This window comes from Cobetia sp. MM1IDA2H-1, assembly GCF_002916775.2.
In the GTDB taxonomy this organism is placed as follows: domain Bacteria; phylum Pseudomonadota; class Gammaproteobacteria; order Pseudomonadales; family Halomonadaceae; genus Cobetia; species Cobetia marina.
On record NZ_CM133225.1, the window covers coordinates 4,088,040 to 4,109,381 of the forward strand.

At 64.7% G+C, this 21,342-nt stretch carries 19 protein-coding genes; 11 read left to right on the top strand and 8 right to left on the bottom strand.

Annotation, left to right across the window (positions count from 1 at the left end; all coding sequences use genetic code 11):
* Nucleotides 1-98: 98 nt before the first annotated feature.
* The gene (locus BOH68_RS17210; protein WP_077379879.1) at nt 99-1,286 is read right to left on the bottom strand and encodes an MFS transporter; all 1,188 of its coding nucleotides are present in this window, start codon (nt 1,284-1,286) and stop codon (nt 99-101) included.
* A 545-nt stretch (nt 1,287-1,831) separates the two neighbouring features.
* On the opposite strand from BOH68_RS17210, the gene gmk reads away from it, so the two are divergent.
* The 4 genes from gmk (at nt 1,832) to BOH68_RS17230 (ending at nt 5,961) form a co-directional block, all read left to right on the top strand.
* Nucleotides 1,832-2,488, top strand: coding sequence for a guanylate kinase (gene gmk / locus BOH68_RS17215; RefSeq protein WP_077380016.1), 657 nt, complete (start codon nt 1,832-1,834; stop codon nt 2,486-2,488).
* Between the two features lie 346 nt (nt 2,489-2,834).
* Nucleotides 2,835-3,086, top strand: a complete 252-nt coding sequence (rpoZ, locus tag BOH68_RS17220; RefSeq protein WP_077379876.1) for a DNA-directed RNA polymerase subunit omega — start codon at nt 2,835-2,837, stop codon at nt 3,084-3,086.
* Nucleotides 3,087-3,197: 111 nt separating this feature from the next.
* Complete coding sequence (locus BOH68_RS17225) at nt 3,198-5,363, top strand: RelA/SpoT family protein (protein ID WP_077379874.1); 2,166 nt, start codon at nt 3,198-3,200, stop codon at nt 5,361-5,363.
* Between the two features lie 208 nt (nt 5,364-5,571).
* Nucleotides 5,572-5,961, top strand: a complete 390-nt coding sequence (locus BOH68_RS17230; RefSeq protein ID WP_077379872.1) for a RidA family protein — start codon at nt 5,572-5,574, stop codon at nt 5,959-5,961.
* Nucleotides 5,962-6,175: 214 nt separating this feature from the next.
* Here BOH68_RS17230 and BOH68_RS17235 read toward each other — a convergent pair whose 3' ends face one another.
* The gene (locus tag BOH68_RS17235; protein WP_077379870.1) at nt 6,176-7,063 is read right to left on the bottom strand and encodes an NAD-dependent epimerase/dehydratase family protein; all 888 of its coding nucleotides are present in this window, start codon (nt 7,061-7,063) and stop codon (nt 6,176-6,178) included.
* A gap of 71 nt (nt 7,064-7,134) precedes the next feature.
* Here BOH68_RS17235 and BOH68_RS17240 point away from each other — a divergent pair, with 71 nt between their 5' ends.
* Together BOH68_RS17240 and recG are read left to right on the top strand one after the other, a co-directional pair.
* A complete protein-coding gene (locus BOH68_RS17240) occupies nt 7,135-8,100 on the top strand; it encodes a hydrogen peroxide-inducible genes activator (RefSeq protein ID WP_077379868.1) in 966 nt (321 codons plus the stop codon).
* The gene (gene recG / locus BOH68_RS17245) at nt 8,097-10,238 is read left to right on the top strand and encodes an ATP-dependent DNA helicase RecG (RefSeq protein WP_077379866.1); all 2,142 of its coding nucleotides are present in this window, start codon (nt 8,097-8,099) and stop codon (nt 10,236-10,238) included. Before BOH68_RS17240 ends, recG begins: the two co-directional genes overlap by 4 nt.
* 80 nt (nt 10,239-10,318) lie before the next feature.
* Here the strand turns inward: recG and yccS are convergent, their stop codons facing one another.
* The gene (gene yccS, locus BOH68_RS17250) at nt 10,319-12,571 is read right to left on the bottom strand and encodes a YccS family putative transporter (protein WP_077379864.1); all 2,253 of its coding nucleotides are present in this window, start codon (nt 12,569-12,571) and stop codon (nt 10,319-10,321) included.
* Between the two features lie 202 nt (nt 12,572-12,773).
* Between yccS and BOH68_RS17255 the strand changes: the two genes are divergently transcribed.
* The gene (locus BOH68_RS17255) at nt 12,774-13,190 is read left to right on the top strand and encodes a DUF2780 domain-containing protein (protein ID WP_077379862.1); all 417 of its coding nucleotides are present in this window, start codon (nt 12,774-12,776) and stop codon (nt 13,188-13,190) included.
* Between the two features lie 83 nt (nt 13,191-13,273).
* Here BOH68_RS17255 and BOH68_RS17260 read toward each other — a convergent pair whose 3' ends face one another.
* The 3 genes from BOH68_RS17260 to BOH68_RS17270 form a co-directional block, all read right to left on the bottom strand.
* Nucleotides 13,274-13,630 (bottom strand): hypothetical protein, encoded by a 357-nt coding sequence (locus BOH68_RS17260; RefSeq protein WP_077379860.1) that lies wholly within the window; start codon nt 13,628-13,630, stop codon nt 13,274-13,276.
* Between the two features lie 178 nt (nt 13,631-13,808).
* Nucleotides 13,809-14,084 (bottom strand): HU family DNA-binding protein, encoded by a 276-nt coding sequence (locus BOH68_RS17265; protein ID WP_024952843.1) that lies wholly within the window; start codon nt 14,082-14,084, stop codon nt 13,809-13,811.
* Nucleotides 14,085-14,358: 274 nt separating this feature from the next.
* Nucleotides 14,359-15,543 (bottom strand): NAD(P)/FAD-dependent oxidoreductase, encoded by a 1,185-nt coding sequence (locus BOH68_RS17270; RefSeq protein WP_077379858.1) that lies wholly within the window; start codon nt 15,541-15,543, stop codon nt 14,359-14,361.
* A 151-nt stretch (nt 15,544-15,694) separates the two neighbouring features.
* Between BOH68_RS17270 and BOH68_RS17275 the strand changes: the two genes are divergently transcribed.
* The 4 genes from BOH68_RS17275 to phoR all read left to right on the top strand — a co-directional run bounded on the left by BOH68_RS17275 (nt 15,695) and on the right by phoR (nt 19,474).
* Complete coding sequence (locus BOH68_RS17275) at nt 15,695-16,342, top strand: chorismate--pyruvate lyase family protein (RefSeq protein ID WP_240704350.1); 648 nt, start codon at nt 15,695-15,697, stop codon at nt 16,340-16,342.
* A gap of 30 nt (nt 16,343-16,372) precedes the next feature.
* A complete protein-coding gene (ubiA, locus tag BOH68_RS17280) occupies nt 16,373-17,254 on the top strand; it encodes a 4-hydroxybenzoate octaprenyltransferase (RefSeq protein ID WP_077379853.1) in 882 nt (293 codons plus the stop codon).
* A 227-nt stretch (nt 17,255-17,481) separates the two neighbouring features.
* Nucleotides 17,482-18,171, top strand: coding sequence for a phosphate regulon transcriptional regulator PhoB (gene phoB, locus BOH68_RS17285; protein ID WP_077379851.1), 690 nt, complete (start codon nt 17,482-17,484; stop codon nt 18,169-18,171).
* Between the two features lie 7 nt (nt 18,172-18,178).
* Nucleotides 18,179-19,474: a phosphate regulon sensor histidine kinase PhoR gene (gene phoR / locus BOH68_RS17290; RefSeq protein ID WP_077379848.1), complete on the top strand. Its 1,296-nt coding sequence runs from the start codon at nt 18,179-18,181 to the stop codon at nt 19,472-19,474.
* A gap of 105 nt (nt 19,475-19,579) precedes the next feature.
* Here phoR and cysZ read toward each other — a convergent pair whose 3' ends face one another.
* Both cysZ and phoU read right to left on the bottom strand, forming a co-directional pair.
* Nucleotides 19,580-20,308, bottom strand: a complete 729-nt coding sequence (gene cysZ / locus BOH68_RS17295) for a sulfate transporter CysZ (RefSeq protein WP_077379846.1) — start codon at nt 20,306-20,308, stop codon at nt 19,580-19,582.
* A gap of 186 nt (nt 20,309-20,494) precedes the next feature.
* A complete protein-coding gene (gene phoU / locus BOH68_RS17300) occupies nt 20,495-21,220 on the bottom strand; it encodes a phosphate signaling complex protein PhoU (RefSeq protein WP_077379844.1) in 726 nt (241 codons plus the stop codon).
* Nucleotides 21,221-21,342 lie beyond the last annotated feature (122 nt).

The following is a 21,342-nucleotide window of genomic DNA, read 5'->3' on the forward strand; positions in this document are numbered from 1 at the left end:
TGAGCCCCAGAAACGCAGAACGCCGCCCCGAAGGGCGGCGTTCTGCGTTGCGACGTCTTGTGCTCACGGGGCTTTCACGGCCTCGCTTCATGCACACATCAGGCGGAAGCCGTCTGCAACTCGCGGCGCTCATGGCGCTGCCCGAGCAGGAAGACGATCAAGCCGGCGATGGCCATGGCCACCCCGACCAGGCCGATGGAGGAGTGGGACGGGCCATACGCGAAGGCCAGGCCACCACACCAGGCGCCCAGCGCATTGGCGATGTTGAAGGCCGCATGATTGAGGGTCGCCGCCATGGTCTGGGCGTCTTCCGCCACATCCATCAGGCGCATCTGCAGCGCCGGTGCCAGGCCGATGCCCGTGCCGACCAGTCCGACGAACAGGATACCGCTCCAGACACCGTCGGCGGCGAAGTAGAAGCCACCCTGTACCAGCGCGCTCCAGATCAGCACGGCAGGAATGGTGCGCATCAGGTCGATGTCCGCAGCACGGCTACCGATCAGGTTGCCGATGATGGTGCCTACCCCGAAGACGGCCAGCACCATCGGCACCAGGTTCTGGGACAGTCCGGCCTGGACGTTGAGCGTCTCCACCGCATAGCTGTAGACACTGAACATGCCGCCGAAACCGATGCAGGCGATGCCGAGGGTATAGAGCACCCGCGGCTTGATCAGCGCGGCCAGCTCGGTCAGCGGCGTCGCGTTCTGATTGCCTGCCTGATAGGGCACGAAACCACGCACCAGCACGGCCGTCGCCAGCGCCAGCAGGCCGACGAGGAGGAACGCGGAATGCCAACCGAACAGACTGCCGAACCAGGTCGCCGCTGGCGCCCCGATGAGAATCGCCACCGTCAGCCCCATCATCACGCGCCCGACGGCACGGCCACGCTCGCCGGCGGGAGCAGCATCCGCCGCCACCAGTGCGGCCACCCCCAGATAGACGCCATGCGGCAGCCCCGCGATGAAGCGCAGCGCGGCGAAGCTGGTCAGTGAGGGGGCCATCAGGCTGGCCACGTTGCTGAGCGCGAACAGCAGCATCAGGCCGATCAACAGGCCACGCCGCGGCAGGCGTGCGCCAAGCGCCGAGATCAGCGGAGCACCGACTACCACCCCCATCGCATAGGCGCTGATGGCATAGCCGACCTGCTGGGATGACACCTGAAAGTCCGCGGCGATGTTGGGCATCAGCCCCATGATCACGAATTCGGTAGTGCCGATGGCAAAGGCACCGAGTGCCAGCGCCAGTTCGGCGATGCGCGGATGGCGCGCAACGGGGGAGGCAGACATGTCCGGGTCTCCTGAAACTTGAAAGGGGATATCACCCGTGTCCGTGCTCATCCGCAGCACCGCTGACAGGTGCAGGCCACGGATGGCATTGCCTGCGCATGGCTGGCGCTACGCAAGGCAAAAGACCGCGCGCCATTCATCATCTGCCAGGAAGGCGGGAATGAATGGCGCGCGGGACAGGTAACAGGTGATGCGCTCGTGCGTGGCGTCTCTCTTGGACGCCTGCTGCACGTCATGGCGCTGCTCTATCGTCTGGCATACGGTATGTGGCCCCCCCCATCAAGTTGCCTTGGGCGAGGCGTCAGCAAACCGTGCGATCCCTCATGGGGCCGAGCCGACTCGCGGGCTGGCCGATGCTTGAGCGATCAATGAAATATACGACCATTGTTGCAGATAACGCCACGCCGGCCCAACCGATTCATCACGACAACTGTGGTGCCGGAAGTGCAACATCGGTACATGACACCGTCATGTCTGCCTGCAGCCCAAGCAGGGGTGAGTGTGCGATAATGCGCCGATTCAGCGACAGCAAGCGGATCCCTTCCATGTCTTCGACATCATCAGCACCCTCCACTGCCGCCAGCAACGCCCGTGGCACTCTCTACATCATTTCCGCGCCCTCCGGCGCCGGCAAGACCACACTGGTCAAGGCATTGCTGGAGCGCATGGACGGCATCGGCGTATCCGTCTCGCACACCACCCGCGGCCAGCGCCCGGGCGAGCAGGATGCCGTCAACTACCACTTCGTGGATGTCGATCACTTCAAGACGATGATCGAGCAGGGCGACTTCTTCGAGCACGCCCAGGTCTTCGACAACTTCTATGGCACCTCGCGTCCGGCGGTCGAAGCTCGCCTGAGCAAGGGCGAGGACGTCATCCTCGAGATCGACTGGCAGGGTGCCCAGCAGGTACGCGCCCAGGTGCCGGAAGCCGTCTCCATCTTCATCCTGCCGCCGTCGCGTGAAGCGCTTCTCGAGCGTCTGTCCGGCCGCGGTACCGATGGGGAAGACGTCATCGCCCGGCGCATGCGTGACGCCGTCAGCGAGATGTCCCACTACGACGAGTACGACCTGATCGTCATCAACGATGATTTTACTCAGGCATTGGACGAGCTGTGCAGTCTGATCACCGCCGAGCGCGCACGCCGCCCGCGCGTCCAGGCGCGCCATGCCGCATTGCTGGACTCCCTGCTCGCCGGATGACGCCCGTGCACGAAGTCCAAACATGACAAGGACTTGTTGCGGCCTACGGTGCTGATCATGCGCGCTCTGGTCGCTTACGCCGCCGAGAGCGCGCCATGTCGCGCCACCGGATAGCGCCCTACTTGTCACGCTACAAGGGCGTCGAGTAGACTCGATTCCCTTTCAGAATCATTGGCCGCTGCGCTGTCTCGCCCCTGGCGGGCTGGCGCAGCGGCATTGTGCTTGCGTCGTGTGCGAGATACTGTCAGATGATCAGGGTATGCGGCCCCTAGCGGTCGCGGCACTCTGCGCTGATTACACGCCGACAGCGAACCCCCGAATATCCCGCTATTGAAGGTGCACTGCCATGGCCCGCGTAACCGTAGAAGATTGCCTCGAGAACGTCGACAACCGCTTCCAGCTGGTGATGATCTCCACTCGTCGTGCCCGTCAGCTGTCACGTGGCAGCCGCAACGCCCAACTGCCGTGGGAAAACGACAAGCCGACCGTACTGGCCCTGCGCGAAGTGGCGGCGGGTCTGGTCAACCGCGACATCCTGAATGAGCCGGTCGAAGCTCCGATCCAGCGCAAGCCGGTGCTGCCGCAGATCGAGGACTGAGCCCCGGCTCTCCCTCTCCTGTACGTGTGCTGATCCGCACCTCCAACGTCGCGCCATCATGGCCATCACGCGGGGTGCGGGCCCGGAACCACCTTGAGCCAAGGCCGCTGAATGTTCACGATCGATGACCTGGCAGACCGCCTGGGCGGTTATCTTCCCGAGGAAGAGATCCGTCAGGTTAGGCGCGCCTTCTATTACGCCGAGCAGGCCCACGATGGCCAGCGCAGGCGTTCCGGTGAACCCTATGTGACCCACCCGCTGGCGGTGGCGAACATTCTCGCCAACATGCACATGGACCATCAGAGCCTGATGGCGGCCATGCTGCACGATGTCATCGAAGACACCAGCGTGACCTTCGAGGCACTGGCCGGCCAGTTCGGCGAGCCGGTGGCCTTGCTGGTCGATGGCGTCTCGAAGCTGACCCAGATCACCTTCGAGGACAAGGCCGTCGCTCAGGCCGAGAACTTCCAGAAGATGGTGCTGGCGATGTCCCAGGACATCCGCGTCATCATCGTCAAACTGGCCGACCGTCTCCACAACATGCGTACCCTCGGTGCCCTGCGCCCCGAGAAGAAGCGGCGCATCGCCCGTGAGACGCTCGAGATCTACGCCCGCGTCGCCAACCGCCTCGGTATCAACACCATCCGTGTCGAACTGGAAGATCTGTCCTTCCAGGCACTGCACCCGATGCGCTCCGAACGCATCAAGCGTGCCGTCACCGCCGCGCGTGGCAATCGTCGTACCCTGATGCGCGAGATCCAGGCCAGCCTGCAGAACGCGCTGGAGCGCGATCAGCTGCCCGGCTCGGTGATCGGCCGTCAGAAGCATCTGCTGTCCATCTACCGCAAGATGCGTGACCAGCAGAAGCCCTTCAATGAACTGATGGACGTGTTCGGCTTCCGCATCATCACTGATGACGTGGACAGCTGCTATCGCATCCTCGGCGTGGTGCACAATCTCTACAAGCCGGTACCGGGACGCTTCAAGGATTACATCGCGATCCCCAAGGCCAATGGCTACCAGAGTCTGCACACCACGCTGTTCGGCATGAACGGCATGCCCATCGAGGTACAGATTCGCACCCGCGAGATGGAAGCGATGGCCAACAACGGCATCGCGGCCCACTGGCTGTACAAGGCCGGGCAGACCGACCGTCCCATCGGCGCGGGCAGCCACGCACGTGCCCGCGAGTGGGTACGCGGCCTGCTCGAGATGCAACGCCATGCCGGCAACTCGCTGGAATTCATCGAGCACGTCAAGAACGACCTGTTCCCCGATGATACCTACGTGTTCACCCCCAAGGGCGACATCATGGAGCTGCCGCGCGGTGCAACGGCGGTCGATTTCGCCTATGCGGTGCACACCGATGTCGGCAACAGCTGCATCGCCTGTCGCATCGATCGTCATCTGGCGCCGCTATCCTCGCCACTGGAGAGCGGCCAGACCGTCGAGGTCATCACCGCACCGGGTGCCAAGCCCAATCTGGCGTGGCTCAACTTCGTCACCACCGCCAAGGCGCGTTCCGCCATTCGCCACTACCTCAAGCATCAGCAGCGCAGCGAGTCCGTGGCATTGGGCCAGCGCCTGCTGATCAAGGCACTCGCCGGCCTGGACATCACCCTCGAACAGCTGCCGCCCCAGCGCCTGGATACCCTGGCGGCGGAGCTTGAGCTGGAAGGCGGGCGTGATGATCTGCTCGAGTCCATAGGTCTCGGTACCCGCGCCGCCTACAGCGTGGCGCAGAGCCTGCTGAACGACAGGATGAGTCCCGCGGCACAGCAGCCCAAGTTCTCGGCCAAGGATGGCAACGTCCAGCCGGAGGACAGTGGCATCGGGCCGATGCAGGTCAGTGGCGGCGACAGCATGGTCACCAGCTATGCACGCTGCTGCCACCCGCTGCCGGGAGAGCCCATCATGGGCCACCTTTCAGCCGGCAAGGGCCTGGTGGTCCATCGTCAGGAATGCAGCAATCTGACCGAGCTGGCCAGCGATCCGGAGCGTGTCTTCCCGCTGACCTGGGCCGAGCAGATCGAAGGCGACTTCACCGTCGCCCTGCGCATCGAAGCCCAGACCCAGCGCGGGCTGATCGCCGAGCTGGCCGAACTCGTCACCGATGCGGAAGCCAATATCGAACGCATCGGCATCGAGGAGCGCGACGCTCACCTGGCCATCGTCAATCTGACCCTGGCGGTACGTGATCGCATTCACCTGGCACGCATCATCAAGCGCATGCGCAACCTGTTGCACGTGGAGCGCATTACCCGCGTCATCAGTTGATCGGATTCAAGGCCGCGTCGTTCGCCACCGGCGGGCGGCGCGGTTTTCGTTTTTGGGACTTCCGCAAGGTCGTCCATGGACACGACGGGCCTCTGCCCGACACCTCGCCGAGACAGGCGAGCAGCGCACTCACAAACACAATCGCAATTCACTGTCACAAGGCAACTGGCACAAGACCAGTAGGAAAGACAGTCACAAGGAGCACAACATGAGCAATCGCGCGATCATCAACACCGACAAGGCACCCGCTGCCATCGGGCCGTACTCCCAGGCCATCAAGGCGGGCAACACCGTCTATCTCTCCGGCCAGATTCCGCTGGACCCGCAGACGATGGAAGTCGTCGAAGGTGGTATCGAGGCGCAGGCGCGTCAGGTGTTCACCAACCTGAGCGCCGTGTGTGAAGAAGCCGCCGGCAGCCTGGGCGACATCGTCAAGCTCAACCTCTACCTGACGGACCTCGATGACTTCGCTCGCGTCAACGCGGTGATGGAAGAGTTCTTCAGCGCGCCCTTCCCGGCGCGTGCCGCCGTCGGCGTCAAGGCACTGCCCAAGGGCGTGGCTTTCGAAGCCGAGGGCGTGATGGTCATCGGCGACTGATCACGGTGGATCTTGCCGCCTGATCTGCCGAAATGCCTGACCTGCTGAAACGTGGTCTGCTGAAACGACAGTGCCCGCCCCGGAAACCCGGGGCGGGCACTGTCAGTTATCGGGCCAGGCAGTCCTAGCTCCTCCCGGCGTCTCGACTTGTCCACAGCCGGTCAGGATGCGTCACGCGCGACCTCCTGTGGACAAGTCAATCGCCGTGCGGCGCTCAGCGCCCGGAAAGCTCGCTCTCCGGTACCGTCACGCCATGTTCCTTGAGCACCTCGGCATAACCCTCGCGGAAGGTCGGGTAACGGAAGCGATAGCCACTCTCGAGCAGCAGCGCATTGCCGCAGCGCTTGCTGGAGCGACGCCGCAGCGGCGACTGGATCACCTCGGTGGATTCGACCTTGAGCTGACGTGCCAACCACGCCATCACCTCGTGCAGCGGTGCACCATCACAGTCGGTGGCCAGGTAGATCGGCTCGACCGGCTTGCCCTCGAGACTCAGTGCGATCAGGTGCGCCAGCACCCCCGCGCAGTCGTCACGATGGATGCGGTTGGAGTAGAGTGGCGGATTGCTGGCGGCGATGCGCCCATCGCGCGCCTGACGGATCAGCATGTCGCGACCCGGCCCGTAGATACCGGAGAAGCGCACCACGGTGCCATTGAGCGAGGAGTCGAGCAGGACCTGCTCGCCTTCCCGCATCAGCTGCCCCGAGAAGCTGGTGGCGTCGGTGGGGGACTGCTCGTCGACCTCTTCGCCTTCCTTCTGGGCGTAGACGGAGGTCGAGGACACGAAGAATACGCGTGTCGGCGGGTTGGCACGCGATTCCAGCTCCGCGACCAGCGCACGAATGCCATCGACGTAGGCGGCCCGATAGGCGTCTTCGTCGAAGTGGTCAGCGCTCAGCACGTGTACCACGGTGTCGGCATCTGGCAAGCTGGCCAGAGCACCTTCCGCGGTGATGTCCAGTGCCAGCGTCTCGATACCGAGATCCGCCAGCCTGGACACATCGCGTCTGACACCGATGACGTGCTGATCGGCCTTGAGCAGCTCGCGCGCCAGCGCGCTGCCAACGTCGCCACAACCGAGGATGAGACTCGTCTTCTTCACCTTTGCCGTGCTCCTTGGTAAAACGAATCGGTACCCACCGCATCCCAGGATGCCAGTTCCGGGCAGGAATCATGACTCTAACAGAACTCCGCTACATCGTAACCTTGGCCCAGGAGCGTCATTTCGGACGCGCCGCAGAGCGCTGCTTCGTCTCGCAGCCGACCCTGTCGGTGGCCGTCAAGAAGCTGGAAGAGGAGCTGGGAGTCGCACTGTTCGAGCGTTCCAAGTCCACCGTACAGGTCACACCGCTCGGCGAGAAGATCGTTCAGCAGGCCCAGCGCGTGCTGGAACAGTCCAGCGTGATCAAGGAGCTGGCCAATGCCGGCAAGGATCAGCTCTCCAGCCCGTTGCGCATCGGCGCCATCTATACCATTGGACCTTACCTGTTTCCGCATCTGGTGCCGGAACTGACGCGGCGTGCGCCGAAGATGCCGCTCTACATCGAGGAAGGCATGACCGGCGATCTGCGCCGCAAGCTCAGAAACGGTGAGCTGGACATCATCATCGTGGCGCTGCCCTTCACCGAGACCGACGTGCTGACCAAGACGCTCTACGAAGAACCCTTCGAGGTGCTGTTGCCGTCGGGTCACGCGCTGCTCGAACAGGACAGCATCGCCAAGGAGCAATTGATCAATGAGCGCCTTCTGATGCTGGGCGAGGGCCACTGCTTCCGTGATCAGATTCTCGAGGCGTGTCCGGCCATCGGCCATCAGATCAACAATCCCGAGAATACCCTGATCGCCGAGGGGGGCTCGCTGGAGACCATTCGTCACATGGTCGCCTCAGGCCTCGGTATCACCGTGCTGCCCTACTCGGCCACCGGTACCGGCCATTACGAGAGCGGCGTGCTCGAGACACGTCCCTTCAAGGACCCCGCCCCCAGCCGCAGCGTGGCGCTGGCATGGCGTGCCAGCTTCCCGCGCCCCAAGGCGATTGACGTGATCAGCCAGGCGATCGCCGAGTGCTCGACCCGCGCCCGCCAGAGCAACGAGAACGGCATGCAGGGTTCCGCTTCCCAGAGCCACGAACCGGCATGAGCAGGGCGGGCACGGACGCCTCATCTGCCGGGCCCGCCAGCGCCGGTGTCTTTGCCACCGGCGCGCTGGCGCAACCGCTGGACAGCCTGAGCGGGGTCGGCCCCGCGCTGAGCGAGAAACTCTCGCGGCTGGGACTGGAGCGCGTGGCGGACCTGCTCTTCCACCTGCCGCTGCGTTATCAGGACAGGACTCGCGTCACCCCCATCGGCACGCTCAAGAGCGGCATGGAGGCCGTGGTGGAAGGCGAGGTGACGGCCTGCGACATCGTCAAGGGTCGCCGGCGCAGCCTGCTGGTGCGCCTGCGCGATGGCAGCGGCATCCTCAGTCTGCGCTTCTTCCACTTCTCTCCCGCCCAGCAACAGCAGTTCCAGCGTGGCCACAGCGTGCGCTGCTTCGGCGAGGCGCGTGCCGGGGCCACCGGTCTCGAGATCTATCATCCGGAATACCGTCTGCTCGGTCAGGGCGCGGCCCCGGTGGAAGACCACCTCACCCCCATCTATCCGGCCACCGAAGGACTCAATCAGGCGCGCCTGCGCGGCTTGATCGGCCAGGCCCTCAAGCAGCTCGAGGAGACGCCCCATGAGCTGCCGGACCTGATCCCCGAGGCCCTGCGCGCACGCTTTCGCCTGCCTGGGGTGATCGAGTGCCTGCGTTTCCTGCATGAGCCGCCGCCGGATGCGCCCGTCGATCAGATGAGCGACGGCGTGCATCCCAGTCAGCGGCGTCTCGCCCAGGAAGAGCTGCTCGCCCATCAACTGAGCCTGCGGCAGGTGCGAGCGCGCATCCAGCAGGATGGCGCCCCCTCGTTGAGCGCCAGCGGTGGCCTGAGCACCCGCTTTCTTGCCCAGTTGCCCTTCTCGCTGACCGGCGCCCAACGCCGTGTGCTGGATGAGGTACGCCGTGACCTGGCGCGCGAAGTGCCGATGCTGCGCCTGGTGCAGGGCGACGTGGGCTCGGGCAAGACGGTGGTGGCGGCAATGGCGGCTCTGATCGCCATCGGTGGTGGCTGTCAGGCCGCCTTGATGGCCCCCACCGAGATTCTCGCCGAGCAGCACTATCGCAACTTCCGCGAATGGCTGGAGCCGCTGGGCATCGAGGTCGCGTGGCTGGCCGGCAAGCTCAAGGGCAAGGCGCGGCTGGATGCCAAGGCGGCCATCGCCGATGGCCGGGCACGCATGGTGGTCGGGACTCACGCACTGTTCCAGGCCGACGTGACCTTCCAGCGCCTGGGGCTGGCGATCGTCGATGAGCAGCATCGCTTCGGCGTGCATCAGCGCCTCGCCTTGCGCGAGAAGGGCGAGGCTGGCGGCCTGACCCCCCATCAGCTGATCATGACCGCCACGCCGATCCCGCGCACTCTGGCGATGAGCGCCTACGCGGATCTCGATCTCTCGGTGATCGACGAGCTTCCCCCGGGGCGTACCCCGGTACAGACCGTGGCAGTGGCCGACCCGCGGCGCCCCGAGGTGGTCGAGCGCATTCGCGCCGCCTGCGCCGAGGGTCGTCAGGCCTATTGGGTATGCACGCTGATCGAGGAATCCGAGGTGATGACCTGTCAGGCCGCCGAGGTGACGCGTGACGAGCTGACCGAGGCGTTGCCGGAGCTGTCCATCGGTCTGGTGCACGGCCGCATGAAGGCGGCCGAGAAGGCCGAGGTGATGGCGGCGTTCAAGGAAGGCGAACATGACCTGCTGGTGGCCACCACGGTGATCGAGGTCGGGGTCGATGTGCCGAATGCCAGCCTGATGGTGATCGACAACCCCGAGCGTCTCGGCCTGTCGCAGCTGCACCAGCTACGCGGGCGTGTCGGGCGTGGCAGTACCGAGAGCTTCTGCGTGCTGCTCTATCATCCGCCGCTCTCTCAGCACTCCAGGCAACGCCTGGCGGTGATGCGCGAGACCACCGACGGCTTCAAGATCGCCGAGAAGGACCTGGAGCTGCGCGGGCCCGGCGAAGTGCTGGGCACGCGCCAGACGGGGCTGGCGGGGATGAAGATCGCCGATCTCGAGCGTGACAGCGACCTGATCGCCCCGACCACCACCCTGGCCGACGCCATTCTCACTGAGGCCCCCCAGGCCGCGGAGCCCCTGATCCGCCGCTGGCTGGGGGAGGCGGCTGGCCAATACGGCGCCGTCTGAGCGCCCTGCCCACCTGTCCCCCAACGCACTCGTTCACCTGGTCACTCGTTCACTTGGCCACTTGCCAGCCGCGCCAGCCCTCAGCTGGCGCGGCTGGCCTTGATCAGCTGGGTGCCGGCACTTTCCAGCGGCTGCAACAGCCGCAGCACCAGAATCAGCTGTGACAGCGCCAGGCGCCCGGTGGTGGACTCGACCTGCTCGATCTCGGCCTCCAGCGCCGTGATCTCGTCTTCGCTGTCCAGCGTGAGGGTGATCTCGCCGCCCGCCTCCAGCTGCTCACCCAATGCCGTCAGCTGCTGGCTCAGGCGCTCGCCATGGCGCAACAGCGTCTCGATGCCGCTGCTGGCGGACGAGGTGGATTCCAGCTCGCCACGATGCGCCGCCAATGCCGACAGATACCCCAGCGCGGTATGGGCATGGAGCAGGAAGCCGAAGCCCGGTTCCACGTCACGCCGGAAATGGCCCGGCTCCTTGCGCGCCGTCGCCAGCAGGCTCGAGAAGGCGGCGTCGGCATTGTGGGCATTGCGCCGCGCCAGGCGGTAGGCCAGGTCATCGCGCTTGCCGTGACGATACTGGGACAGCACCTCCCCCAGATAGCGCCCGCTGGTCTTGAGGCTGACACCGGCCTGACGATAGAGCTTGCGGCCCTGCCAGTCCGGCAGGATCAACACCACGGAAAGCCCCGCCAGCAGGCCACCGACCAGCGTATCGAACAGTCGCGGCCAGATGAGATCGAAGCCATCACCGACCTGGTTGAAGCAGGCCAGCACCATCAGGGTGATGGCCGCCGTCGCCAGGGTGTAGCGTGACCCGCGCGTGGCGAAGAACAGCACCCCCGCGACCACGGCGATGCCGGCCTGGAGGGTGGGGGCCGGGAACAGGCTGATCAGCGCCCAGCCGGCCAGCAGACCGATCAAGGTACCGACGATGCGCTGAGCCAGGGTGCGCCGGGTATCGCCGAAGCTGGGCCGGCAGACGAACAGCCCCGTCAGCAGAATCCAGTAGCCCTGGGTCGGGTGGACCGCCAGCAGCACGCCATAGCCGGCCACCAGGGTCGCGGTCAGGCGCAGCGAGTGACGGAAGATCGGCGAGCGCGGGGTCAGATGGCTGCGAATGCGCTCGAGCATGTCCCGCGTGCCGTGAGGCGAGCGGTCCAGCAGGCTGTTGTCGCTTTCGCTGCTGCTGGCTTCCAGATCGCCGAGTCGCTCGATCTGCCCTTCGATCAACCGCAGGTTGCCCGCCAGCGCCTCCAGCGCCTGCATCAGATGACGCCATTCAGGCCGATGCTGCTGCTTGAGATACTCGAGCGAGGCGTTGAGGTCTTCCAGCGCCTGCTGGCTGTCACTGGCCTCGAAGGGCTGACGCATCAGCAGCGCCCGGCCCAGCCCCTTGCAGGCGCCGCCCTGCTGCTCCAGCAGGCGCTGACAGCGGAACAGGATATCGTGGTGGAAGAAGGCATCACTGAGCTGGCCATAGGGGTAATGGCTCGAACTGGCCCGCTCATGAAGGTCCTGGGCGATGAAGTAGAGCCGCAGGTAGCGATCCAGCTTGCTGGTGTCGCGCCGCCCGGCGAGACGCCGGAAGACCATCTCCTTGGTCTGGTTGAGCGCCACGACCACACGACCATTCTGCTCCGCCAGCGCCAGACGACGCGCCGAGCGATCCACGTTGCGCAGTGGCTCGAACAGCTGAGCCTTGAGAATCAGATAGCGGCCCAGTTCACGGTAGAGGGTCGCCATGCTGTGCTTGAGCGGCTGACGCGAGAACAGCGCGCACCACAGTACCGACAGCAGGCCATACCAGGTCGCGCCGATCACCAGCAGCAACGGCTGGACCAGATTGATGCCCAGTCCCGGCTCACGCAGCCACTCGGGCAGGCTGCGCTCCAGCAGCGCGATCTGCCCATCGCCATGCTGCTGCTCGAGACTGATCATGGTGTACACGGCCAGAATCAGCGAGGCGCGGGCGATGGCCCCGTAGCGGGCATCGATCGCCGCCAGCATCGGCAAGGTGAAGGTGGCCAGCGCCAGGCCGATCACGAAGGGCAGCGGCATGCCGAACAGCAGCTCCACCGAGACGGCGGCGATGCTGAAGCAGGCCAGCGTCATGCCCAGCGCGCGCAGTCGCCCGCGCCAATGGTCATCCGTTTCCGCCAGTCCCGAGGCAATCACGCCGAGAAACAGCGGGATCACCAGCGCCATCTCGTCCAGCCAGAACCCTACCGCCATCACACCGCCCAGCGCGATGAGCATGCGCAGCGAATAGCTGAAGGCATCCAGCGTCCACAGTCGACGCAGGGAGTGGATGAGCGAGTGTTGCAGGGAGCGTGTCATGAAGTGTTCCGTGACCAGGGCGCGAGCAGCGCATTAGACTTTAGATTTATGCCGCTAGCATACCACCCTGTTCTGCCGTGTCCGATAGCTCCGGCTCACACAAGCGTTGGCAAGCGCTTCAGGCGCCAAACTCCCCGTCCGTGCCACTCTACCCACTCATGCTACCCACTCATGCCTACCCCGGATTTCATGGAGAATACCGATGCACCCACTCATCGAACGTGTCACTGGCGCCCTCGGGCTGTCACCGGAGATTGCCGAACAGGCGGTCGGCCTCATTCTCAAGTTCGTGCGTGAACAGGGCCCGGATGGGCCGGCGGCATCACTGCTGGGGGCCATTCCGGGCGCCGAAGGGTTGATCGGCAGCGCTGGCGAGGAAGCCGCCGAGTCCGGGGGCGGTGGCCTCATGGGCGGCCTGATGGGGGCGGTCAGTGCATTCACCGGAGGCAGCGGAGGGGGAGCACTGGAGCTGGGCCAGAAGCTGATGGGACTGGACCTGAACATGGATCAGGCACGTGGCGTGGCCGATGAGACGCTGAGCTATGCGCGCGAGCAAGCCGGCGATGGTGTGGTCGACCAGGTCATCGAGGGCATCCCGGGCCTCAAGCATCTGCTGTGACACCTTGCGTGCCCTCACGAAAAACGCCCCGCTGAGCAGATCAGCGGGGCGTTTTTTTCGGTCACTACGGCATGGCCGTCGGTTCAGCGAATCCGCTTGAGCAATGACTGCAGACGATTGAGCTGGGCGGAATCCCCGACCAGACGCACGCGCTGCTCCATCATGCCATTCAAGAAGGCCTTGGGAGACGGCTTGAGCAGGAAGGCCACCGCACTCTCAGCATCCGCGAAGCGCAGCTCAAGCTCCGTATCCACCGGCAGACCGGTGCCGGAGGTCACACCTTCCCGAGACATCCGATAATGACGCGCGATGCTCAGATCCTCCGTGGCAACGCCCCAATCCAGCGAACGCGTCTCGAGCTGAGCGCGAAATTCGGGGTCGCGCCGGAAGGCACGCTTGAGCAGCAGGCCCAGTACCCACAACAGCAACTTGAGCTTCATGGCGTCAATCCTTCCTTGAGAGGCGGCACGGTCAAGCGGTCAGCCGCGAACAGCCATCGATACCGTCCATGACAAAATGCCACCGGGCCCGAGTGGCGGAGCCGGTGGCATCGATACTGACATCGGGCAAGCATGGCGGGCCGCCACGCCAGCAGGGGCGCGGCGGCGTGGACCAGACTTACTTGGTCACCGCATCCTTCAATGACTTGCCCGGCTTGAAGGCCACTGTCTTGCTGGCCGGGATGGTCAGGGGTTTGCCTGTCTGGGGGTTCTTGCCGGTACGCGCTGCACGCTGACGCACCGTGAAGGAGCCAAAACCAATCAATGAAACATCGTTGCCCTTGGCGACCGTGTGGGTGATCTCGTCGAGAATCACGTTCAACACCTGACTAGCCTTGTCCTTGGACAGATCCGCACGCTCGGCGATGGCCGCAGCGAGTTCTGGCTTGCGCATGAAAAGCCCTCCTGGTTTGGCATTCTGCACGGGCGGCTCAGCCGCCGATTCATTGTTGTTCTTGCACGAATGTTGTTCTTGCACGGATGTTGCTGCACTTGCTGGCATTGCATGGCGCTTGGGCGATGCGATACCGAGTCCCCCTTTCACGGGGTGAACGTCATCGGTAACACGTCGTCCCTGATTCTCGCCTGACGCTCTGTGACGGAAACTTCACTATCGTGCCTGACTACGCTGGCTTCAAGGGGTCTGCGACCATCGGCCATGGCATCGCCTAGCCTAGCAACGGCGGTGCCTGCCGCGCCAGCTCGACTTTCCTGCGAACGGAGGCGCCTGTCAACGCATATCCAATCAAGCGTTCGTTCGCATCGAGAGCGCGTGCATCGAGATCATCTCCCTCGCCCGTGATGTCCCAGCGCGCCACGGCCGTCCGAGGCGGGTAGGCCACGATGGGCAGCGCCGGTGTCTTGACCAGCACGGGCCAGGCCTTCCAGTCGAGCTCGACCGCCTCGCCGCACAGATTGGCGGCCAGCACCCGGGCTGCGGCCTGCAGGGGCTGCACGTACATGGCATTGACCCCTTCGACACTGGCGCAGTCTCCCAGCGCCCAGACATGCGGCCGGGAGGTGGCAAGGTGACGATCGACGCGGATGCCGTCCCCACCAGCACTCAACCCCGCGCCCTGTGCCAGCTTGATGCGTGGCGCGAGCCCCGTGGCCAGCAGCACCAGCGAGCCCTCCACCGCATGACCACTCTGCAGCACCACGCTGACGGGCGCCTGCGTTGCCTTGCCGGCGGTGATGGTCTCGACCATCTCGCCTTGCAGCCGACGCACGCCGATGGCATCGAAGGCCTTGCCAAGTCGCTGGCCGAGCGCCTGGGGAAGCAAGCCATCCAGCGGAGTGTCTTCCACCGCGACCAGGGTGACCTCATGTCCTGCGGCTTTCAGGTCATTGGCGTATTCACACCCCACCAGACCGGCACCGACGATCACGACACGGCCACTCTCCCCCGCCTCACGCGCTGCCGTCAGCGTGGCGCTGAAGGCGGCGTAGTCATCGAGATCATTGATGCTCATCACGCGCGAGCCGACCGAGTCATCGATGGGGAAGGGTCGCCGTGGCGCGGCACCGAGTGCCAGCACCAGCTCGTCATAGGCCAGGCATTCCTCGCCCAGCCAGACCTGTCGCGCGTGGGTATCGATGCTCGTCACTCGCTGATGGGTGCGCAGCTCGGCGTCCAGTTCATCCACCAGGGCCACGGAGGTCTGCCGTGCCAATGCCCGGGCGCTCATGCCCTTGGCAAAGGCGGTGGACAGCAGAGGCTTGGCGTAATCGTGGCCACTGTCCTGACTGACCAGGATCAGTCGACTGTCCTTGTCACGCGCACGCAGGGCACGCGCCAGGCCAATGCCGGCCATGCCGGTGCCGATGATGACAAGGGTACGAGGGTCGCGCATGGCGCCATCTCCTGAGATCGATCCGAGAGGAAAATAGGGTAGTCGGGCCCCAGCATACCAGCCTGCCACTGGCGCGGGCATGCTCACGCTGCAGGCCTTGCGGTTCGGGCGTGCTAGACTCGCCACTTGTCATCCTGACAGGGAATTCATCGTGGTCTGTCACTCCCACTCGGCAGCGTTTGCCGGCAAGATCGCCATCCGGGCCATGTCTCGTTCGGAACTCAGCACTCCCTGCGCTCACCAGAGAGCAATGGACTCGGCGGTCCGCCGCCACTGGCAGCCCGCCGCGAGCCTGCAAGGCGTCATGCCGGCCGGCTGGTGGCCATGGCTGTCCTCCAGCGACTCGCTGACCCAGCGTCTCGATCACGCCATGCGCATGCTCGATGGTCAGGGGCTGCGCGTGCGCCTGCTGCTGCAGGACACCGGCCCTGCCCGGCGGGATGAGGCGCGGATGCTGGGTATCGCGCCACGACGCCATGTCTGGCGGCGCGAAGTGGCCTTGTGTCATGGCGATGAGCCCTGGGTGATCGCGCGCTCGCTGGCGGCGCTGGACCTGGCCCATGGCCACCGTCTTTCGACGCTCGGCGAAGGCTCGCTGGGCCATTGGCTGTTCCGCCAGCCCGACCTGACCCGCAGCGCCATCGATGTCAGCCGGGCACCACTGAGGCTTGCCAGCACGCAGCCGCTGGCACGCACCGCCAGCCTGTGGATGCGCCGCTCGATGTTCTCGCACGGTCGCTTCCGGGTACTGGTCCAGGAAGGTTTCACCCCTCGGTTCCAGCATGCTCTGGAACTCTGATTCCCCACTGCCGTTCGATCAGGAGTCCTGATGTCAGCGTCATCCGCTTCCCGCCCGTCCAAACTGGCCGATTACCTCGCCCTGACTCGTCTGGACCGCCCCATCGGCACCTGGCTGCTGATGTGGCCGACCCTCTGGGCCCTGTGGCTGGCGGCCGATGGGCTACCGGACCGCGATACGCTGCTGATCTTCGTGGCTGGCGTCTATCTGATGCGTGCCGCCGGCTGCGTGATCAACGACTACGCGGATCGCCACTGGGACAAGCATGTCGAACGCACCCGGGATCGCCCGCTGACCTCAGGACGCATCACGGAGCGCGAGGCGCTGACCCTGTTCGGTGTGCTGGTCGCGGCCGCCTTCGTGCTGGTGTGCTTCACCAACCTGACCACGGTGCTGCTGTCGATCATCGCCGTGCTGCTGGCGGCCAGCTATCCGTTCATGAAGCGCTTCCATCATCTGCCGCAGGTGGTGCTGGGTGCCGCCTTCGGCTGGGCGATTCCGATGGCCTTCGCGGCGACGCTTGAGGAGGTGCCGACCTATGGCTGGTGGCTGTTCGCGGCCAACCTGATGTGGACGGTGGCCTACGACACCGCCTATGCGATGGTCGATCGCAATGACGACCTCAAGGTCGGCATCAAGTCCACCGCCGTGCTGTTCGGCCGCGTCGACAAGTTGATGATCGGTCTGCTGCAGCTGGGCATGCTGGCGGTGTTGATCGGCATCGGCCTGCACCTGGCACTGGGCATCTTCTACTGGCTGGGGCTGGCCGCGGCGGCCGTGACCTTCGTCTGGCAGCAACGCCTGATTCGCGAGCGGGAGCGTGGCCCCTGCTTCCAGGCATTTCTCAACAACCACTGGTCCGGCCTGCTGATCTTCGCGGGCATTGCGCTGGCGACCTGGCCAGCTGCCTGACCCCTCTTTCCGGCCAACGGGCCCGCGTCCTCATCCGGTCTGCCAGCGATCTTCCTCGTGCGGCGAGGCGTGACATTCACGCCTTGAGAGAGTTGAGGGACTCGCTGGCAAGCCGGGCGGCAAACTGCCAAGCTGGCGATTGTCATCTCACTGTCATATAAGCAGGTTGTAATCGTCATCGACTTGTCATTCTGGCGCGTGCGCCGACTGCTGCATGGGATCTAGCGATGAGCTCCAAGACCGTACTGATTGTCGACGACGAATCCTCGATACGCGAGATGATCGCCGTCGCCCTGGAAATGGCGGATTACCGCGTGCTGGAGGCCGACAATGCCCAGGACGCCCACGCCATCGTCGTCGATGAAAAGCCCGATCTGCTGTTGCTGGACTGGATGATGCCCGGCACCAGCGGGCTGGAACTGGCGCGCCGCCTCAAGCGTGACGAGACCACGGCGGAGCTGCCGATCATCCTGCTCACCGCCAAGGGCGAGGAAGACAACAAGATCCAGGGGCTCGAGGCCGGGGCGGACGATTACATCACCAAGCCCTTCTCGCCACGCGAGCTGGTGGCACGCCTCAAGGCCGTGCTGCGCCGCACCACGCCCAAGGGCGTCGAGGAGTCGGTGGAAGTCGAGGGTCTGATGCTCGACCCCGCCAGCCACCGCGTGACCGCACACGGCAACTCCCTGGAGGTCGGCCCCACCGAATACCGCCTGCTGCAGTTCTTCATGACCCATCAGGAGCGCGCCTACACCCGCAGCCAGCTGCTGGATCAGGTCTGGGGCGGCAATGTCTATGTCGAGGAGCGCACCGTGGACGTGCACATTCGTCGTCTGCGCAAGGCGCTGGGCGAGGGGCATCAGCACTTGATCCAGACTGTCCGCGGTACCGGTTATCGCTTCAGCGCCCAGGCCTGAGACGCGGATGCGCTACTGGACGAACGAGCTATGGCGGCTGGGCTATCTGGCGGGCGGCTTCGGGCTGGTCGGCGGACTGCTCGGCCTGCTGGGCTGGGGCCTGGCGCTGGGGCTGGCGCTGTACCTGTTCGTCCATCTCAAGCATCTCAAGAGCCTCTACACCTGGCTGATCACCAACCCCCATGAAGAGCCGCCGCCCGGCGATGGCGTCTGGGGGGATCTGCTCGATCGTCTGTATCGCTACCAAAAGGGTCAGCGTCAGGCACAGGAGCGACTGCGCAGCATCCTCAATCGCATCCAGGAATCCTCGGAAGCGATGCGCGATGGCCTGGTGATGCTCGACAATCACGGCGACATGGAGTGGTGGAACAGCGCTGCCGAGCAGTTGATCGGCCTCAAGGCCAGTCACGACCGCGGCCAGCACGTCACCAACTATCTGCGTGACCCCGTGTTCATCGATTACTTCAATCGGCTGGCCTATCGTGAGCCGCTGACCCTGCAATCGCCGCTCTCCGACAACCTGACCCTGCAGATCTCCATCACCCTGTTCGGTGACAACGAGCGCCTGGTGATGGTGCGCGATGTCACCCGTCTCTACCGTCTCGAGGAAATGCGCCGCGATTTCGTGGCCAATGTCTCCCATGAGCTGCGCACGCCGCTGACGGTACTGGCCGGCTATCTCGAGACCTATTCCGACTATGCCGATGACCTGCCCCCGCGCTGGCAGCGTGGCCTGGGACAGATGCAGAGTCAGACCGACCGCATGCAGCACCTCGTCGAGGATCTGCTGACCCTGTCGCGCCTGGAGACCGACGAGCTGTCGGGCGAAGGACGTCGCATCGACATGGCGCAGCTGCTGACGCGTATCCGGGAAGATGCCGAAGGCCTCTCGAAGGAGCGACATGTCATCACAGTGGAGGTCGAGCCCGGACTGGCCCTGATGGGTGAGGAGCAGGAGCTGAGAAGCGCGATCTCGAATCTGGTCTTCAATGCGGTGCGTTACACGCCGGAAGACTGCCACATCACGCTGCGCTGCCAGAGCACCACCGAGGGCGTGATGGTCGAGGTGGAGGATGACGGTGACGGCATTGATCCCGTGCATCTACCGCGCCTGACGGAGCGCTTCTATCGCATCGACAAGGGACGCAGCACCGCCACTGGTGGCACCGGGCTGGGACTGGCCATCGTCAAGCATGTGCTGATCCGCCATCAGGGCCGCCTGGAGATCGACAGCCTGCCCGGCGAGGGCGCACGCTTCCGTTGTCATTTCCCGGCGGAGCGTCGCTGCACGACGACTGCCTGACGGTTGCAGCCCCACTGACACGAACGCCCCGCCGCGCCCTCTGCATGAGGTCACGGCGGGGCGTCGTGGTATCTGCGTTCGTCAACGCTCGCGATAAAGCCTGGCTCAGCGGCGCGGGGCAGGCAGCTGTCGGTAGTGGCTCTGCCACATCAGGACGGCACCCGCCACGGCCCCGGGAATGAACAGCAGGTTGGCCAAGGGCACCAGCGTCAGCACGAACACGGCACCACCGAAGGTCAGTGACGGCCACCAGCGCGCCTTGAGACGCTGCTTCATGTCGCCGAAGCTGACATGATGGTTGTCCATCGGATAGTCCAGATACTGGATCGCCATGCTCCAGGCCGAGAACAGCCCCCACAGCAGCGGTGAGAGCAGATTCAGGCCCGGAATGAAGCCGAGAATGAACAGCGCGATCATGCGGGGAATGAAGTAACCCAGTTTGGCCATCTCGCGCCCCAGCGAGTCGATCCCGATCTTCACCAGGCCACGCTCATCCTCGATCAGGGTGCCATCCAGTCGATGCTCGACCTTCTCGGCCAGAATGCCGTAGAACGGCGCCGCGATCAGATTGGTCACCAGGCTGAAGGTGAAGAACACCGCCAGCAACAGACTCAGCACCAGCACCGGCCAGATCAACCAGCTCAGCCATTCCAGCCAGCTGGGCACCTTGAGCATCCAGTAGTCGATCCAGCCCTCGAACTGGCTGAACAACAGCCACAGCGTGGCACTGTAGAGCACCAGGTTGATCGCCAGTGGTACGAACACGAAACGGCGTAGCCCGGGGGTATAGACCATGCGGGTCCCGCGGACCAGCGCCGATACGGCATCAATCATGCGACGTCCTCGTCATCTCGTGAAAGGCGGCTGCCCTCGGGCGGCCGGAGCCACACCCTAGCACTACCACCCGTCCCACGCAGCTGTCGGCGCATCGAATGGCAGACGCCCCGCACTCCGTCGGCGGGACAGAGGCGGGGCGTCATCGGCAGACAGGCGTCAGGCCCCGGGGGAGGGGCCTGCACGTCAGGGCTTGTCGAGATCCTGCGGCTGGAGGTCATGGGTGTCGGTGTGACGCACGTCCACGCCCTTGACCAGGAAGATGACGTACTCGGCGAGGTTGTCGGCGTGATCCCCGATACGCTCCAGCGCACGCAGAATCCACATCACGTTGAGCACCGGGGTGATCTGGCGCGCGTCTTCCATCATGAAGGTCATCAGCGAACGCATCGCGCTCTGGTATTCCAGGTCCACCGAGGCGTCCTCACGCAGGACCTTGAGCGCCAGATCCGTGTCGAAGCGGGCGAAGGCGGTCAGCGAGTCACGCACCATGCTGCGCACATGCTGACTGAGGTGACGCACCTCGACCATGCCACGCGGGCTCTGGCCGTTCTCGACCAGCGAGATGGCATTGCGCGCGATCTTGCTGGATTCATCGCCGATACGCTCCAGGTCCGAGGTGGCGCGAATCACGGCCAGCACCAGACGCAGATCGGAGGCCGCCGGCTGACGGCGCGCCAGCACGCGGGTGCACTCGTCATCGATCTTCAGCTGCATGTCGTTGACGGCCTTGTCATTGTCACGCACGCGTGTCGCCGTCTCGCTGTCACCCTCCAGCAGGGCCGTGACGGCATCCTGCAGCTGCTTCTCCACCAGACCGCCCATGGCCAGCAGGTGTGTCTTCAGCGCATCCAGCTCGTGATTGAACTGCTGGGATATGTGCTTGCCGTGCGAATCGCTGGTGATATCCATTACCCTCTCCCGGGAAGTCATCCGCCGAGGCAGGCGGTCTCTGACATGTGGCATTGATGTAGAAGCGCTGCAGCAGGGTCTGGCGCAGGCGGCTCCCTCCTAGCATGACGCCTCTTGATTGC